Here is a 16,059-nt window from a genome sequence, read left to right on the forward strand (position 1 = left end):
GTCATCGGTTCAATAAAGTCCAGCTCACGCCGCAGGCGGCGGCCAGCACGCCGGCGCCGGCCAGCCACGGCCATCGCCAAAAGCGCGGCTTGCTGGCCAGGGTATCGCTGGCGGCCAGCGCCACGTGGCGCCCGCTGACCTGCTGCCGCCCTTCGCCGTACGCCACCATCAGCGCCTTGTGCGCCATGATGTTGATCAGGCGCGGGATGCCGCCGGAAGCCTTGTACAGCTTGCTCACGCCGCCACGACTGAATAGGCGCGCGCCGTCGAAACCGGCCACGCGCAGGCGGTGCGCCACATAAAAATCCACGTCATCGCGCGACAAAGGTCCCAGGTGATAGTGAAAGGTGATGCGCTGCGCCAGCTGGCGAATTTCCGGCAGCGCCAGCTTGACGTCCAGCTCGGGCTGGCCGAACAGCACGATTTGCAACAGCTTGCGCTTTTCCGTTTCCAGGTTCGTCAGCAGGCGCAGCGCTTCCAGGCTGTCGACGGGAATCGCCTGCGCTTCATCCAGGCACAGCAGCACGCGCTTGCCCTGCGCCGCCAGGTTGAGCAAGCGCAAGTTGAGCGACTTGAGCAGCTGATGCTGGTCAGCATCTTTCTCCAGCAACACATCGAGTTCATCGGCCAGGGCCAGGATCAGCGAACGGGGCGGCAAGTTCGGATTCGGGATGTAGGCCGTGACGAAGTCCGGCCCCAGCGATTGCATGAACTTGCGGCAAAGAAAAGTCTTGCCAGTGCCCACTTCGCCAGTGATCTTGATGAAGCCCTCGCCATTGCGCGCCGCCACCAGCAAGGTATTGAGCGCCTTTTGCGACTGCGGGCCGTTGAAGAAGAAACTGGTATCGGGCGTGAGGCCGAACGGCGCCTCGCGCAAGCCGAAATGGGCCTGGTACATTTAGCGCCGCTCCGAAGGACGGCGCGGGTCGAGCGCCTCGATGCGCTTGCCCGAATCGAGCAAATCCTCGTTCCAGCTGTTGGCGCCCTCGACGATGGTGGGCTTGATCAGCACCACCAGCTCGCGCTTCTGGATCACTTGCCCCGTGTTGCGGAACAGCGCGCCCAGCACGGGAATATCGCCCGCGCCCGGCACTTGCGAGCGGTCCGAGGTGGTAGCCTGGCGCATCAGGCCACCGATGGCGACGATGCGTCCATCCTGGCTGCGCACCATGCTGTCCATTTCCGAGGTGCTGGAAGCGGCCAGCGGCAATTTCAGCGAACCGGCACTGCCCAGGTCGATTTCCTTGCTGACGGTGGTGACCTGGCTGACGGACGGATGCACGTGCAGGATGATATTGCCCTGGTCATCGATCTGCGGCGTCACGTCGAGCACCACGCCGGAAAAGAATGGCTGCAGGGTGACGTTCGGGCTGGAGGTGGTGCCGCCCGTGGTGCCGGTCGACGTCACGGTGGTACTCACGCCGGTGACGAAGAATTCGTCCGTGCCTATCTTCAGCACGGCCTTCTGGTTGTTCATGGTGGCGATGCGCGGGCTCGACAGCACGTGCACGGCGCCTTGCGATTCCAGGAAGGTAATCATGGCGGCAAAGTTGGCGGTCTGGAAGGCCAGGCCGAACATCGAGCCGGCCGCCGTGGCCGCCGAACTGAGGCCAAAACCGCTGCTGGCCGTCAGACCGTTGCCATTCGTCATGTTCGGCGGCTGGCCGCCGTTGAACGGCAGCGGCGCCAGGGTGCCGCCCGGCTGGATGAAGCCCGTCGAGATGCGGTTCGTGTGACCGCTCTTGATGGAGGCAAACGAGGCCCAGTTGATGCCGGTCTGGAAATTGTCGTTCAATTCCACTTCGAGAATCTTGGCTTCCAGGATCACCTGGCGATCCACCGACAGCTGCGTCGCCTTCAGGTACAGGTCGACGGCGCGCAATTCCTCGGGCATGCCGCGCACGACGACGACGCCCGACTGCGGGCTGATCACCACCTTGCGGCCATCGCCCGTGCCGCCGATGATGGCGCCCAGCGATTCTTTCAATTCTGCCCAGAAATTGCTGTCCGACGTGGTGCTCAGGTTGGAACTATCCTGCTGCACCTGGCTGCCGGGCTGCTGCGGCTGGTTCTGCTGCGACTGCTGGCCGTTGGTGCCCCCGCTCTGGCCGCTGTTGCTGGTGCCTGCAGTCGACACCGACGTCGAGGACACGCGCAAATTCGACGTACCCTTGCGGTTGCCCGTCAGGTAATTGACCTGGAACATGCGGGTTTGCATGGTGAGGGGCCGAATCGAAATGCGCGTGCCATCGACCTTGTAATCATAGCCATACATCTCGCGCACGGCGTCGAGCGCCTCGAACAGGGTCACATCTTTCAAGTTGGCGGAAATGCTGCCCTGCACATCCGGATGCACGAGCATGTTGTAGCGCGTGCCGTTGACGAGCGAGTGAAAGAACTGGCGTGCCGGAACATTGTTGAACGCGACATTGAATCGTTCGTCCAGCACGCCGCGCGCCTTGGGCAACTGCGCGGCCAGCGCGGACGCCGACGGCAGCAGCGCGTTTTCCACCGCTGCCGACTGCGCCGCCGGGCTGGTGGTGGCCACTGCGCCTGCCACCTGCTCCTTGATCGCATTGTAGGTGTCGCGCTTCACAGGCGCGACGTTGCAGGCGCACAAACCCGCAGCAAGTCCCAGGACACTTGCCCGCTTGCTTATTTCAAGTATCTTCCGCATTCCCGCCTTGTATTTATTGGGTGACATGAACCTGTTTCCTTCGTACATGCATTGCATCATTCGCATCGACCGTCTTCGGATACAGCCGCAGCGTTTCCAAGGTCTTGCCGCGCCGCAGCACCACGCTTGCCTCGCCTATGCTGACGACGACTGCGCCGCCCACCTTGTCGCCCGCGCGCACGCTGCGGCCATCGATCACGGCCAGACGCCGCCCGCCAGGCCGATTGGAAATCAACACCGATTGCAGCTGCGGCCCCGCCCTGCTGGCAGACGCCGCACTTCCCTGGACGGGCGCCGCATCGGCCGGCCGCGTGGGATCGGCCAGCGCCTGGGCAAACGCTCCCGGCGCCAGCGCCAGCAGAGCGCCCACAAGGGCCGCACGGCAACTGGCGCGCATCACAACGCGATCCATTTCTCGTCCAGGCTGAGCGTGTACAACGTCAGGCTCAGCGTGGCATTCGGATACTGCTCAACCTTCATGTTGACCTTGCCCCAAAACACATGCGCCGGCATGGCCTCCACGGCATCCATATAATTCACCATATCCAGATAATTCCCCCGCAATACGATTTCCACACCATGACGGTATAGCACGGCCGGCGCCTTCGCCGACTCGGAGTCCGCTGGCGGCTGCCCGGCAGGCGCGGCGGCAGGTGCGGACGCCGCCGCCTTGGTGGCGACATGGCCGCCCTGCCCCATGGCGCCGGATGGCAAGGTGGCCAGCGACACCAGGCGCAAGTTGGCCTGCTGTTTCAGCAATTGCTGCAGCATGGGCACGATGCGCTCGGGCGCCACCAGGCCATTTTGCGAGGACTGCAAGGCTTGCCGCATCTGCTGGGTTTCCTGCTTGATGCGCTCCAGCCGGATCCGGTCTTGCTGATCCGGATCACCGGCATGCGCCGCCATCTTTTGCGCCACGTCGCCATCGATGACGGCGGCGGCCTGCTGTTGCTGGACAATCGTGTCGGCCAGCGCTTTGCGCCGGGTCATCTGAGGGTCGAGAAACAGATAAAAAACGCTAAAAATCAGCAGCGCGGCAGCGGCGCCAAAAATCATGGCACGCTCGCGCACGCTGAGCGCATCGATTTTCGAGGCAATTTTTTGCCATTGTTGTTTCATTCTTTCACCGCTCCTGCCGCGCCGCCGGCAGGCGCCGCCGACGATTGCAAACTGAATTCGATAAATCGCAGCGATGGCGCAGCCACGGCGACGGCCAGCACACCCGGCGGCGGCGCCGGCAGTACCGGTGCTGCGGCAGGCATTTGCGCCGCAGCCATATCCAGGCGCGCAAACGATTTCCCTTGCAGCACAGACTCCCTGGACAGGGCGCTGATGTACTGCGGCACCAGATCCGGCTGCACGGTGCGCCCCTGCAGGCCGATCTCCTTGCCGGCACCGACGATGCTCGCCCCCGTCAGCCACAAACCATTGATCCTGGCATGCGCAAAGGCACGGAAATAATCGGCATAACCGTGCGTATTGCCCAGTTCGCCACCTTGCAAGATAGTCTGGGCCTCGAACAAGGCGGCGCGGTCGGCTTCAGCCTGGCCCAGCGCGCGCGCGATAAGAGGATCCTTCTGCGGCGTGGGGAAACGCGTCAGCACATCCGCCCGCCGCGCCTCGCGCGCGGCCAGCATGAGCTTGCTGTCGGCCGCCGCGCGTTCCAGCACGGCCACCTGGTGCGCGCCGTACCAGGCCAGGGCGCCACTGGCCAGCAGGATCAGCCCCAGTGCCTGTGCCATGCCCGCCGCCGTCAGTACCTGCTTCCGCTTTTCAAAGGCGGGGTTGAACAGATTGATTTGCTGGCTCACGCTAGTCCCCCCTCTTGCCGCAGGGCCGCACCCAGGGACAGGAAAAAGCGCGCCTGGCTGGCGGCAGCTTGCAAGTCGGGCACGCGGGAAAAATCGAACAGCAGCGCCAGGTCCAGCATTTCCACAGGCATGTACAGATTGTCCGCCAGGTAGCCATGCAAGCCCTCGCTGCCGGTCGGTGCCAGCACCAGCTTGGAGACGCTAATAAAATGAAACTGACGGTCAAAATGGTCAAACGAGCGCTGCAATTCCAAGGTGATTCTGTCGTAATACTGCTGCCGCCGGGCATCGTCGACATCGGCCAGCTGGGCTTGCGTGACGTCGATGCGGCGCGCCAGATACAGTTCGGCGTCAAACGTCACCGTCAGCAAGCCACCCTCGCCGTCGAAAGACAGCATGGCCAGGCCCCGTCCTTCCGGCTCCATCAGCGCCGCCACATTGCGCTGCGCCATTTCCGGTATGTCGACCGCAGTCAGCGCTATCTTGCACTCGGTGTACAGCGCCTGGCGCTGGGCCAAAGGGGCGTTGCGCGCGGCAACGGCGAACAGGGACAGGCCGCGCCCGGGCGCATTTTTATCGGCCGGGATCTCGAGCACGTCGATGGTGGCCTCGGCCAGCGGGAAATCAAGCATATCCTTCAAGCGCCAGCCGACAGCGGTTTTCAGTTCCTCGGGCGGCACATTCGGCGCATCGAGTGTCAGCAACTGGTATTCGCCGGCGCCGAGCAGGGTACTGCAACGGTAAAACTGGGCCTGCATATCCTTGTTCAGCTTTTCCAGGGTGGCGGCCGGCACGGGTTTGCGGCCGGCATAAAACGCCGCCGACTGCACCAGCGGCCGCTCGCCCGCGCGCCGCAAAACGACGGCGGCACACATGCCGTCACCGGCAAACGATGTCGCCAGCCAGCCATCCTGTTTTTTTGCTTTTACGAATAAACCCATGCGACCGATCCCGAAAATAGAATTGCTTCGGCAACGTTGCCGCGCGAATAATGCATTAAATCAATTTTAATTCATCGTATAGGAAAACAGTCTAAAAAATGAAATATTGACAATGCATTTTCAAGAAAACACCACGAAAGTCACACGGCTCGAAAAATCCACCCCTCAAAACACCTCGCGGATAAAAAGCAGCGGCTCGCTCTTGAACGCGCCGATGGTTTCACGCGCCTGCCCGGGCAGGTAGGGAATCAGCGACTGCAGCATCAACGTGCCTTTTTTCGTCACCGGCGCGGCAGGTTTGGCCAGCAGCACGCTGCCGCTGCCTTGTTGCAGCAGGCCGCTGTCTGGCGGCAGCGTGGTAGCGGCGGGCAACTGGGTATCCGTCAGATTGACATAACTGGTCAACAGGAAATTCTTGCGCAACAAGGCCGTGCAGTTGCTATCCAGCGCATTGCTGACAAACACCGTGCCGTTCCAATATTGCGCGGCCAGCGGCACCAGCAGCGCGCGTCGTTCCGAACCATACATATTGGCAATCTGCATGCGGCCGTGGCGCAACTTGGTATTGCCGACCGCCACGCTGGCCGCAGGGGTGACGGCCAGTCCATTGACGCTGGAAATGAGCGCACCGTCGGCGTCGCTAATGGCCACCACCAGGGAAAAATTGTCGTATGGCCCGTCCTGGCCGCTGGACAGCCGGTTAAAACCGTACAGCACCGCCACGCCCGTCGCAGCGGGCGGGATAGCCTGCAGCAAGCCGGGAGACGCCAGTGTCAGCGTGCCGGCACCGGCGACGCCAGCCTGCACTATATACACGGCATTGTCCCCGCTAAACTTGATCAACTCGCCCGCCGACAGGCCGCCGCTGCCAGCCAATGTCACTTGCGTGCTGCCCACCGCATAGCCGGCACTGTCGGTAGCATAGCTGCGGCCGCTGCGGCCCTGGCTCCAGGCAAAGGCGGGCAAGGCGGGCGACAGGCGGCTGGCGGCCAGCGTCGTACTGCTGCCATCGCGGGCACCCACGGCGACGCCGGCCAGTGCGGGATAGGCGCTGCCGTAACGCCCCAGGATCTGATTGCCCTTGCTCAAGGCAGTCGCGCCCAGCACGACGCCCAGTTCGCGCTGACTCATGTAGGTAAAGCCGCCGCAGGCCGCCGTCAGCGCGCCCGTGAGCGCGTAGTGGTCAGGGAAAAAACGGCCGAAGACAGGTGCCGGGCTCTGCGTCTGGTTAGCGATATTGCAGCCAAACTTGCCATTCACGGCCGTATTGCTGCTGCTGCCGATCACACAATCGCCAGGCTGGTCGACGCTGGTGTAGGCATTGTCGACCACTGCTTCCGGCTGCATACGGAAGGTGCCCACGTCGCTGTAAGTCACGCCACCGCTGCTGGCCTGGCCGCTGGCCAGCAGCGCCTGTCCAAGCGGAAACGGACTGGCGTTAGAGGCTGAACCCAGGCGGTCGCTATAGTCGCTGGCGCTGACGAAGCCGACGATTTTTTGTCCAGCAGCGGAGTTGTCGACCAGCGGCGTGCCGTCGTAGCCGGCAACGGCCGCTGCGCCCAGCGTGAACTGGGCGCCCGCCGCCAGGCTGGGCGTGCCGCTCAGGGCGCTGTTGCTCATGTTCGAGCTGAGCGTAAATTGCTGTGGCCGCACGGCGAAACTGTCGGTCGAGCATCCCACATTGGCCGTGCCGCACACGGCCGCGGTGCAAGTCACGCGCACGCGCACATCACGGTAGGCGCTGTACCTGGGCGCCACGGCGCTGATGGCGTTGGACAGGATGCTCACGTTCGCGCTCGAATAGCCGCCCGTGAACGCCACCAGGCCCAGCGGAATCACGGCCGTCTGGCTGACCGGACAGTTATTCGCGCCCAGCGCCACGCCGGTGGCGGTATTGACCAGCAAATCCACCGTGGCCGCGCCATTGAAGGTCGTTTCCAGGCTGGCATCCGTCTTCAGCTTCACCAGGTCCAGCTTGAAGGCCGTGTCGGCCAGTTTGGTATTCAGGCGGGCATAAGTGATGCTGCTGGTGCTGGGCGCGCAGCGGGGCGACGTTGCTTCGCAGGCATTGAAACGCGCCACCGCACATGCCTTGATCACCAGGGACTGATCTTCCTGCTCCGTGAACTGCCCATCCGTCACGTTCACGCTGACGGTGGCGGCCGTACCACTGCTCAGGCCAAACACGGCCTGGTATTCGCCGTTGAACAGATAGGTCGCCACGCCATCGTTCACGGCGCCATTGTCGAGCACGCCATAGCCGGCGATCAAGGCCCAGTCGCCTATGCCGTTCGATGTGCTCAACTGGATTTGCGTGGTGTTGTTCGGCATCACGATATTGTTATGGTTGACGTCATGCGCCGTAATAGTGACCGTGCTTTGCTGGCAAGTCAGGCCCGTGCCCGCATTCGTCACCGCATAATGGTTCAGGCAACCGGCCTGGCTCAGGTTCTGGTCGCGCTGCACCAGCGCCAGACCGCCTTCATAGTTATAGGCACGCAATTCATCGATGGCGCCGTCGGTGGAATTGCCGCTGCCGTTCTGCCCCGTCGCACCACTGCGGTTATCGCCGATATACAGGCTGCCGATGCGCGGCGACACCACCGCCGCCGTGGTAAACGCCGACTCCTTTTGCAGCACGCCATCGACGTAGATGCGCAGGCGGTCGCTATTGGCAGCCGCCAGCGCATTGAAGCTCCAGCTCACTGCAATATGCTTCCAGGTGCCGGCGGGCACGCTATTGGCAGCCGTTTCCACCACGCGCACGTTGCCCAGGCTGTCCGTGACGACGAAGCGCAGGGCGCCCGTGCTGCGCCGCACGAGAAAAAACCATTCGTTGTTTATTTGCGTGGCGTCGAGCAGCTGCGCATCGCGCGCCCCGCTGCCGGACCAGGCCGTGTTGGCCTTGTACCAGAATGTGATGGTGCCGGCACCGCCCATCGTGCCGGGCACCGACAGCCCGCTGTCGATCGCATCGATGGCGGCGGTGCTGGTATTGAGGGGGAAACTGGCGGCGCGGCAGACGCGGCCGGCAGCGATCGTCTGCGCGCCGCCCAGCACCGTGCCGTCGCGCCCGTTGCCGCTGGTATCGGACACCTGCCCGGGCGTATTGTTCCAGCTGGGCTGCTCCATGCGGTACTCGACCACGGGGCGGGGAATGTAAAACTTGATCGCCGAATTCGTGACAGGGAAGCCTGTTTGGGGCGTGTCGTAATCGTTGCTGTCCGCTTGCCAGCCGATCTGCCCCAACTTGGCGGAAGGTCCCGCGACTGCCGTGCCGTACTGGTAAACGAATTCGCCGTTTTCCTGCAAGATCAATTGCAGGCTGTAAGAGCCAGTGGTACTTGTGCCCGTGGTCCATTCCGGCACATTATTCCAGGTCACCACGAAGCTGCGATATGGCGCCGTGCCGATGGTGGCATAGCTGACGTAGCAAGTGAGGCGGCTGGCGCAGGCCGTGTTGTAGCTGGGCAGTTCCAGTTTCGACGTGGGATCGAGATCGTTGCCATAGATGCGCATGGTGTAATTCAAGCTGCTGTCCGGATAGGGCAGCGTCTGTACCGGGCTACCGTAGCCGCAGGTGACATTGTTATTGAATTGCACCCGGCCGTTCGTCATCACGCGCAAAGTGGTGAAGGCAACGCCCGAATACATGAAGCTGAAGCCGATGGGCAAGGCATCACTGAGCGTGTCGTCAAGGATGGGCGGCGTGGTGCCGCAGCCTGTGGAACCGTTGAATTTGTAGGGCGAAGTGTTATAGCCGAGCTTGGCATGACTGCTGGCGTCGATCCAGCTGTAGGCGAAACTGGTGTTGGCGTAGGTTGCCGCCTGGGCCGGCGCACAACATAACACGGCCAGCATGGCCAGGCGGGCCAATGCAGGTATCCATAACGCGGTGACTGCCTGCATGTTGCTCCTTTAGTTAGCCGTGCTTAAAACTCCGCCTGCACGACACGCTGGACATAATCGGGATTGTTGCTGGCGTTGGCGGTGGAGCAGACGCCGCCCACAGGCTGGTTGCAGGCGGTGGCAATCACCTGGGAACGGGCCAATGCGCCCGCCGCCTGCGTGCAGCGCACGGTCACGCTAAAACCGTTCAGTGCGCCGTTCGCGGGCATGGCAAAATTGCTGCCGGCGAGGCAACTGCCGTCGACGCGCTGCCGGTACACGCCCCACTCCATGCCGGCACGGGCCGCCTGATAGGCACGCGCGCCCTGCACGTCCAGCGCCGACTCGGCATGCTGCATGGTAGAGATGGAGAGCAGCGCCACGCCCAGCGCGGACAGCACCACCAGCAGAAAAATGGCAGTAACGATGCTGAAGCCGCGCGCCGGGCGGCATGCGGGCCTCCCGCGCGGCATGGGGAAAATGGAGTTTTTCATGGCGAATTATTGACCTGTGCCTGTTGCACCAGCGTGATCTGGCCCGCGTTGCCGCCGGGCGCGCCCAGGGTCAGGCTGATGCTGACCAGGCCGCGCTGCACATTGGGCAGCGTATCGAAGGAAAAGTCACAGTCGGCGACCTGCATGGCCATCAGCGCCGCTGACGGTGCGCCGCTCAGCGGCACGGCGGCGGCGCTCACCGGCTGGGCCGCCTGGATCGCATAGCCGGCATAGCGCGTCAGCGTGCCCGTGCCGCTCGCATTCGGCGCGCAAAAATAAGTGACCGGCATGCTGACCACTTGAAAACGATAACTGAGGGAAGGCATGGCAGGTGTTTGCACGACAAAGGGGTTGCTCACCAGCGTGACATCGTTGCCACTGATGGAAGCGACCTGGGCGCGGTTGCACTGCCCGCTGCAATTATAGGCATTTACGGGAGGCTGATCGCCCAGATTATTGACGACGATAAAGTCGCCGGGAACGATGGTTTGCAAGCCGGACGGCGCGGCGCCCACGATGGTGAAGATGTTCGGCTTGCTCACCGGCGTGAGGGGATCAAAGGCCAGCACATTGCCCGGCGTCACGCTGAGATCGTCGTCTTCCGACAGATAGCGCCCGCCCGTCTTGGTCAGCAGCAGTTCCAGATACTTGCCATCGGGCGTCACGCGCACGCTGTTGGGCAACGCCAGGCGCACGTCGCGCGTGATGCGCCGCGATGCCGTATCGGCCGCGTCCGCCAGTTCGGCGCGGGCGCTCACATCCAGGTAGCTTTGCACGGGGGCACGGATGAACACCGTCACCATGCCAGCGACGATGGCCGTGATGACGATCACCACGATCAGTTCGATCAAGGTGAAACCGCGCTGCCGGGAGCGTGAAAAAGTCATCATGGCACGGCATTGCCTGCGTAGCGGGCGCGGTAGCCGGCCAGCACGATCTGTTGATTCGTGCCGTAAGTCACAGTGACCGTGATGCGCAAGACATTCATGCTGACAGGCGCGGCAGTGGAAAGCAAGCCGACGCCGGCCGGTCCCAGCCCCGCGTCGGGGTTGATGGCCACGCTCACCGCATAGCCAGCAGGAAAGCCGTTCCCGGCCGCGTCGGCGGTATAGTTCACGGGCACATTGAAGGAGCGCACATAGTCGCTGACATTGTAATAAGGCCGGCCCGTGGCGGGCACCGTCGCGCTGACATTTTGCGGCGTGTTGCAGCCGGTGGGATTGGTGGCACTGTCGAACGGCCCGGCATTCAGCGCAGTATCGGCTGCCGGATCGTTAATCGGATCGCAAAACGTAAACCGTGCCCCTTCGATCTCATCGAGCATGGCTTCCGCGATGGCCAGCGCCTGCTTGCGCAATTGCGGATCGGCGCTGCTGGCCGTGGTGCGGGTGAAGATTTGCAGCAGACCAACTACGGCGATGCTGACCACCACGATGAAGATGACAAGCTCGATCAAGGTCACGCCCCGCTGCCCCGGCCCGCGCGCCGCCATGGCGGTGTCCCTAGTAATGGACATAGCCGGTCTCCCCTTCGACCACGATGTTGCGCGGGATGCCGCCGCCGCTGATGCCGATGCTGACGCGCGCGGGAAAACTGGATACAGGTTCGGTGTCACTGGCCTTGTAAGGACGGCCCAGGGCATTGAAGTAAAAAGCGGCCGCGTCCAGCGGCACGCTGTAGCTGATCTTGTTGGGCGCACCCTCGCACAGCCACGCCGTGGCATTCGCACAGGCGGCCAGGGTGGCCTTGCGGCCGCTGTTGCCACCGGCTGGCGGCAAGACGCGCATCGCTTCGCTCCCAGCCGCGTCACAGGCCGCACTAAAGCACAGGGCGATGCGGGTTCCGTTGAGCAGCACGAAGACGGGACGGTTTTGCGCAATCGCCAGTTTTTGCGCATAGCGCAGCATGCTCACGTTTTGATCGGCAAAACTGCGCGCATCAAAACTGTCTTGCTGGAAGAAGCGCGGCATGGCGACGGCCGCCAGCAGGCCGCCCACCACCAGCACGGCGATCAGCTCGACCAGGGTGAAGCCGCGCTGCTGGCGCCCACGGCTGGCCGGTCCGGCAAACATCAAACCTGCTGGAGACAGCATCGTGGACACCTGTGGCAATGAGCGGCATGCCGGCTGAAACATGCCCGGAAGAATAAAAACGCCTGGCGAACCAGGCGGGTCGCCTGCGGCGCGAATGGCTGCAGCAGGCGGAAACTACTTCCTTAACAATTTGGAGAGGCAGTGGTAGGTGTGGTACCCACCACCGGCGCGCCATTGGCTGCCGCCGCCGCATAGGTGAACGAGCAGGTGGTATGAGTGGCGTCAGCGGCAATGGTTAACGGCCCCGTGCCCGTCACGCTAAAATCCGGTGCCCCGATGCCAGCCGCCGCGAGGATGCCGGCGGCGTCAGCGGTAGGATAGCCGTTCGCCAGAGTGACAGCAAGGCCATCCATTAGCACCGAGGGAGCCGTGGCAACCGCACCATTGACCAGCCATTGCGCATGGGCCAGGGCTGCACCAGCCTGCACCGAGGCGCGGGCGCCGTTGATTTTCGCCAGGCGGGCGTCAGCCGACATATTGATAAAGCGGGGAATCGCTGTGGCCGCCAGTATGCCCAGGATGACGATGACGACGATTAACTCGATCAGCGTAAAGCCCGCTTGGGCACCTTGTTGAAAACGACGAATTGACTGCAGTTTCATGCTGATCTCCAAAAAATCAAAAAAACAATGCTGGCAAAATTTGCCGGCAGAATAAAACAACTATTTCAGCCCGCCCGCCTCGCCCACCTGTATCAGGGCCACCTCCGGCGCATCAGCCGGGGTTGAGGGCTTGGCCCGAGTAGCGGACGCTTGCTGCAAGCTTACCTTGAATTGAAGCAACTCGGAACGGTATCCAGCAAAAGTGTTGCCTCGATTTAATATATATATTAATTCTGCATTACTTCGATCAAAAAACCAATGACTTTGGGGAAGTTTTTCCATGACCGGCGTCACATACTCACCCAAATAATTGTCCGGCTTTTCCGCCAGCCAATCGATGGGATTCTGCCCGGCCAGCGCCGGCAACTGATTTTGCCGGTCGGACGCATACAGCTCCAGCACTTTCATGCGCAGGCCAGCGCGCAGCGCCACGACCGTTTGCTGGACCGCAACCCGCTCCGCTTCTTGCTGGAGCGCCGCCAACCGGCTCAGCAACAACACCGCCAGCACGGCGATGACGGACACGGCAACGGCCAGTTCAAACAAAGTAAAGCCCCGCTGCCCTGCCTTTCCGACCACGATGTTGTTTTTTGACGAAAGGCGCGGCGTCATTTATGCAGGGCCACTTTGCCCAGGTCCCACACCGGCAGGAAAATGCCCAGCGCCAGCACCAGCACCATGACGCCAAGGAAGGCGATCAGGATGGGTTCGATTTGCGAGGACAGGGTCTTCAATTCGTAATCCACTTCCCGCTCGTACATCTGGGCGATTTCATTCATCAGCTCATCGAGTGAACCGGACTCTTCACCGACGGCGATCATTTGCAGCACCACCGGCGTGAAGACGCCCGCCGCCACCGAAGTGCGCAGGATGCTGTCGCCGCGCTCGACGCCGTCGCGCATCTGTTCCACCCGCGCGCACAAATATGCGTTGTCCACCGTCTGAGACACCACCGTCAGCGCTTGCACGATGGGCACGCCGCTGGTGCTGGACAAGGCGAAACTGCGCGCGAAACGCGCCATCGTGCCTTTCAGGATGATCTTGCCGGCGATAGGAAATTTCAATTTGTAGCGATCCCACGTATAGCGGCCAGGCACGGTACGCAACCAGGCCCGGAAAGCGGCGATCCCGGCAATCGTCACTGCCAGCAGTACCGGCCAGTAATTGACCATGAAGGCCGACGTGCCGATCAGGATGCGCGTCATCAAAGGCAATTCGGCGTTGAAGCTGGCGAACACCTTCACGAATTGGGGAATCACGAACATATTAACGATGACCATGGCGATGAGCATGGCCACAATCACGAAACTGGGGTAGCGCGTGGCCGTCTTCACGCGCGCGCGCATGTCGCGATCGAACTCCAGGTGGTCAAACAATCGCAGGAAGACTTCATCGAGGCGCCCCGTCATTTCGCCCACGCGCACCATCGAAAGGTAAAACTGCGTAAACACGCCGGGATGGCGCGCCATGGCGGCCGACAGTTCGCGGCCCGCGTCCAGCGATTCGCGCAGATCCTTGATCACGCGGCCGAAGGACGGGCTGATGGCGGACTCCTGCAAGCCGGCCAGGCCGCGCATGATGGGCACGCCCGCCTTGAGCAGGGTGTACAGCTGGCGGCTGAACAACTGCACATCCATCGAACTGACTTTTTTTTCCGTCAGCCTTTGCCACCAGCCGATATCGGCGCCGGTGGTGGCGGCTTTTTTGCTTGCCAGGATTTCCACCGGCGTCGCGCCATTGGAAAACAACTGGTCGGCCACGGCGCCGCTGTCGGCGCCTTCCATCACGCCGGTCAGCAGCTCGCCGCTGGCATTGCGCGCCTTGTAAGCAAAAAATGGCACCTCAATCCTCGCTCTGGTTGCTGATACGCATCGCTTCCATCACCGTCGTGCGGCCCTGGACCACCAGCTGCACGGCGTGGCGGCGCAGGGTTTCGCCCGCCATCTGCGCCATCGCCACCTTCATGAAGTGGGAAGGATCGGCATGGTTGGCGGCGTCGGCCACGGCGCGCGTGATTTCAAGCAATTCGTACACGCCCGTGCGGCCCCGGTAACCCATGCCGTTGCAATGCGAGCAGCCCTTGCCGTGGAAATACTGGTTGCGCTCGACCAGCTCGCCCAGTTCCAGGCGCAGCCATTCGTATTCGTTGGGCGTGGGCACGTAGGGCATGCTGCAGCTTTCGCAAATCACGCGCACCAGGCGCTGCGCCAGTACGGCTTGCAGCGAGCTGCCCACCATGTAGCGGGGCACGCCCATGTCCATCAGGCGCAGCGGCGTGCTGATGGCGTCGTTCGTGTGCAGGGTCGACAGCACCAAGTGACCCGTCATGGCGGCGCGCAAGCCGATTTGCGCCGTTTCCTGGTCGCGCATCTCGCCGACGAGCACGATATCGGGATCTTGCCGCAGGGCCGAGCGCAGCACGCGGGCAAAATTGAGCTCGATCTTGTCATTCACTTGCACCTGGTTAATACCAGGCAAGCGGTATTCGACGGGGTCTTCCACCGTGATGAGCTTTTTCTCCACGGAATTGAGTTCGGACAAGGCGCAGTACAGGGTCGTCGTCTTGCCGCTGCCGGTCGGCCCCGTCACCAGCACCAGGCCGTTCGGGCGATTGACGATGGCGCGGAAGCGTTCCACCAGCTTGGGCGGCATGCCGATGGCGTCCAGGCGCAAGGTCGTGCCGCCCTGGTTCAGCAGCCGCATCACCACCGATTCGCCATACTGCGTCGGCATGGTGGAAATACGCACGTCGATGCGCTGGTTTTTCACGCGGATGGCGAAGCGGCCATCCTGCGGCAAGCGTTTCTCGGAAATATCGAGGTCCGACATCAGCTTCAGGCGCAACGCCAGCGAACTGGCGATCTTGCTGTCCGCTTCCGTCTGCAGGTGCAGCACGCCGTCGATGCGGAAGCGGATCTGCAGCCGGCCTTCCTGCGGTTCAATATGGATATCCGAAGCGCGCACCTGGGTGGCGTCCTCGAACACCGATTGCAGCAGCTTGACGATGGGCGCCTCTTCCAGGCCCGGATTGGCGGCCAGCGCGCCGAAGTCGACGGAAACGTCGCCCAGGTCTTGCTCCAGCTCGCGCGTCAGGGTGGAAATATCTTCCGTGCGGCGGTAGATGCGGTCGATCGCCTGCAGCACTTCCGTTTCGTTGACCACGGCCAATTCGATGTGGCGCTTGACCAGGCGCGAGATTTCATCGTAGGCAAACAGGTCAGTTGGATCGGACATGCCGATCAGCAAACCCTCGCGCCGGTCTTCCAGCACCAGCGCGCGAAAACGACGCGCCTGGGTTTCCGGCAGCAGGCGCACCAGCTCGGGATTAATGTTGTAGAACTTCAGGTTGATGTAGGGAATGTCCAGCTGGCGCGCCAGGGCACCGGAAATCTGCTCTTCCGTCACATAGCCATGTTCGACAAAGACGCGGCCCAGCTTGCGGCCCGAACGCTTTTGCTCCGTCAAGGCCAGGCCCAACTGCTGTTCCGTCAGCAACTCCTGCTGCACCAAAATTTCACCGAGCCTGACTTTCTCTGGCCTTGCCATGCTTGCT

General features: G+C 62.4%; 15 protein-coding genes. All 15 read right to left on the reverse strand.

Annotated features, from left to right (window positions below; genetic code table 11):
* Position 1: 1 nt before the first annotated feature.
* Positions 2–898 carry an ExeA family protein gene (locus ACQ4W0_RS23830; RefSeq protein ID WP_436579005.1) on the reverse strand — a complete coding sequence of 299 codons (897 nt, stop codon included), beginning with the start codon at positions 896–898 and terminating at the stop codon, positions 2–4.
* The gene (mshL, locus tag ACQ4W0_RS23835; protein ID WP_436579175.1) at positions 899–2,677 is read right to left on the reverse strand and encodes a pilus (MSHA type) biogenesis protein MshL; all 1,779 of its coding nucleotides are present in this window, start codon (positions 2,675–2,677) and stop codon (positions 899–901) included. It lies immediately after the preceding gene.
* Positions 2,678–2,690: 13 nt separating this feature from the next.
* The gene (locus ACQ4W0_RS23840) at positions 2,691–3,089 is read right to left on the reverse strand and encodes an MSHA biogenesis protein MshK (protein WP_436579006.1); all 399 of its coding nucleotides are present in this window, start codon (positions 3,087–3,089) and stop codon (positions 2,691–2,693) included.
* Positions 3,074–3,796, reverse strand: a complete 723-nt coding sequence (locus ACQ4W0_RS23845) for a type II secretion system protein M (RefSeq protein WP_436579007.1) — start codon at positions 3,794–3,796, stop codon at positions 3,074–3,076. Before ACQ4W0_RS23845 ends, ACQ4W0_RS23840 begins: the two co-directional genes overlap by 16 nt.
* Entirely contained in the window at positions 3,793–4,488 is a 696-nt protein-coding gene (locus ACQ4W0_RS23850; protein WP_436579008.1) for an MSHA biogenesis protein MshA, read from the reverse strand. Before ACQ4W0_RS23850 ends, ACQ4W0_RS23845 begins: the two co-directional genes overlap by 4 nt.
* Positions 4,485–5,429 carry an agglutinin biogenesis protein MshI gene (locus tag ACQ4W0_RS23855; RefSeq protein ID WP_436579009.1) on the reverse strand — a complete coding sequence of 315 codons (945 nt, stop codon included), beginning with the start codon at positions 5,427–5,429 and terminating at the stop codon, positions 4,485–4,487. Before ACQ4W0_RS23855 ends, ACQ4W0_RS23850 begins: the two co-directional genes overlap by 4 nt.
* A gap of 165 nt (positions 5,430–5,594) precedes the next feature.
* A complete protein-coding gene (locus ACQ4W0_RS23860; RefSeq protein WP_436579010.1) occupies positions 5,595–9,338 on the reverse strand; it encodes a LamG-like jellyroll fold domain-containing protein in 3,744 nt (1,247 codons plus the stop codon).
* A gap of 23 nt (positions 9,339–9,361) precedes the next feature.
* Positions 9,362–9,811, reverse strand: a complete 450-nt coding sequence (locus tag ACQ4W0_RS23865; protein WP_436579011.1) for an agglutinin biogenesis protein MshP — start codon at positions 9,809–9,811, stop codon at positions 9,362–9,364.
* Positions 9,808–10,701: a prepilin-type N-terminal cleavage/methylation domain-containing protein gene (locus ACQ4W0_RS23870; RefSeq protein ID WP_436579012.1), complete on the reverse strand. Its 894-nt coding sequence runs from the start codon at positions 10,699–10,701 to the stop codon at positions 9,808–9,810. Before ACQ4W0_RS23870 ends, ACQ4W0_RS23865 begins: the two co-directional genes overlap by 4 nt.
* On the reverse strand, positions 10,698–11,327 hold the full coding sequence (locus ACQ4W0_RS23875) for a prepilin-type N-terminal cleavage/methylation domain-containing protein (protein ID WP_436579013.1): 630 nt from the start codon (positions 11,325–11,327) through the stop codon (positions 10,698–10,700). Before ACQ4W0_RS23875 ends, ACQ4W0_RS23870 begins: the two co-directional genes overlap by 4 nt.
* Positions 11,314–11,904 carry a pilus assembly FimT family protein gene (locus ACQ4W0_RS23880; protein ID WP_436579014.1) on the reverse strand — a complete coding sequence of 197 codons (591 nt, stop codon included), beginning with the start codon at positions 11,902–11,904 and terminating at the stop codon, positions 11,314–11,316. Before ACQ4W0_RS23880 ends, ACQ4W0_RS23875 begins: the two co-directional genes overlap by 14 nt.
* Positions 11,905–12,026: 122 nt before the next feature.
* Entirely contained in the window at positions 12,027–12,506 is a 480-nt protein-coding gene (locus tag ACQ4W0_RS23885) for a type IV pilin protein (RefSeq protein ID WP_436579015.1), read from the reverse strand.
* A 60-nt stretch (positions 12,507–12,566) separates the two neighbouring features.
* Entirely contained in the window at positions 12,567–13,118 is a 552-nt protein-coding gene (locus tag ACQ4W0_RS23890) for a type II secretion system protein (protein ID WP_436579016.1), read from the reverse strand.
* Complete coding sequence (locus tag ACQ4W0_RS23895) at positions 13,115–14,347, reverse strand: type II secretion system F family protein (protein ID WP_436579017.1); 1,233 nt, start codon at positions 14,345–14,347, stop codon at positions 13,115–13,117. The genes ACQ4W0_RS23890 and ACQ4W0_RS23895 overlap by 4 nt, the downstream gene beginning before the upstream one ends.
* Position 14,348: 1 nt before the next feature.
* Positions 14,349–16,052, reverse strand: a complete 1,704-nt coding sequence (locus ACQ4W0_RS23900; protein WP_436579018.1) for a GspE/PulE family protein — start codon at positions 16,050–16,052, stop codon at positions 14,349–14,351.
* Between the last annotated feature and the right edge of the window lie 7 nt (positions 16,053–16,059).

This window comes from Janthinobacterium breve (genome assembly GCF_051380895.1).
GTDB lineage: Bacteria > Pseudomonadota > Gammaproteobacteria > Burkholderiales > Burkholderiaceae_D > Janthinobacterium.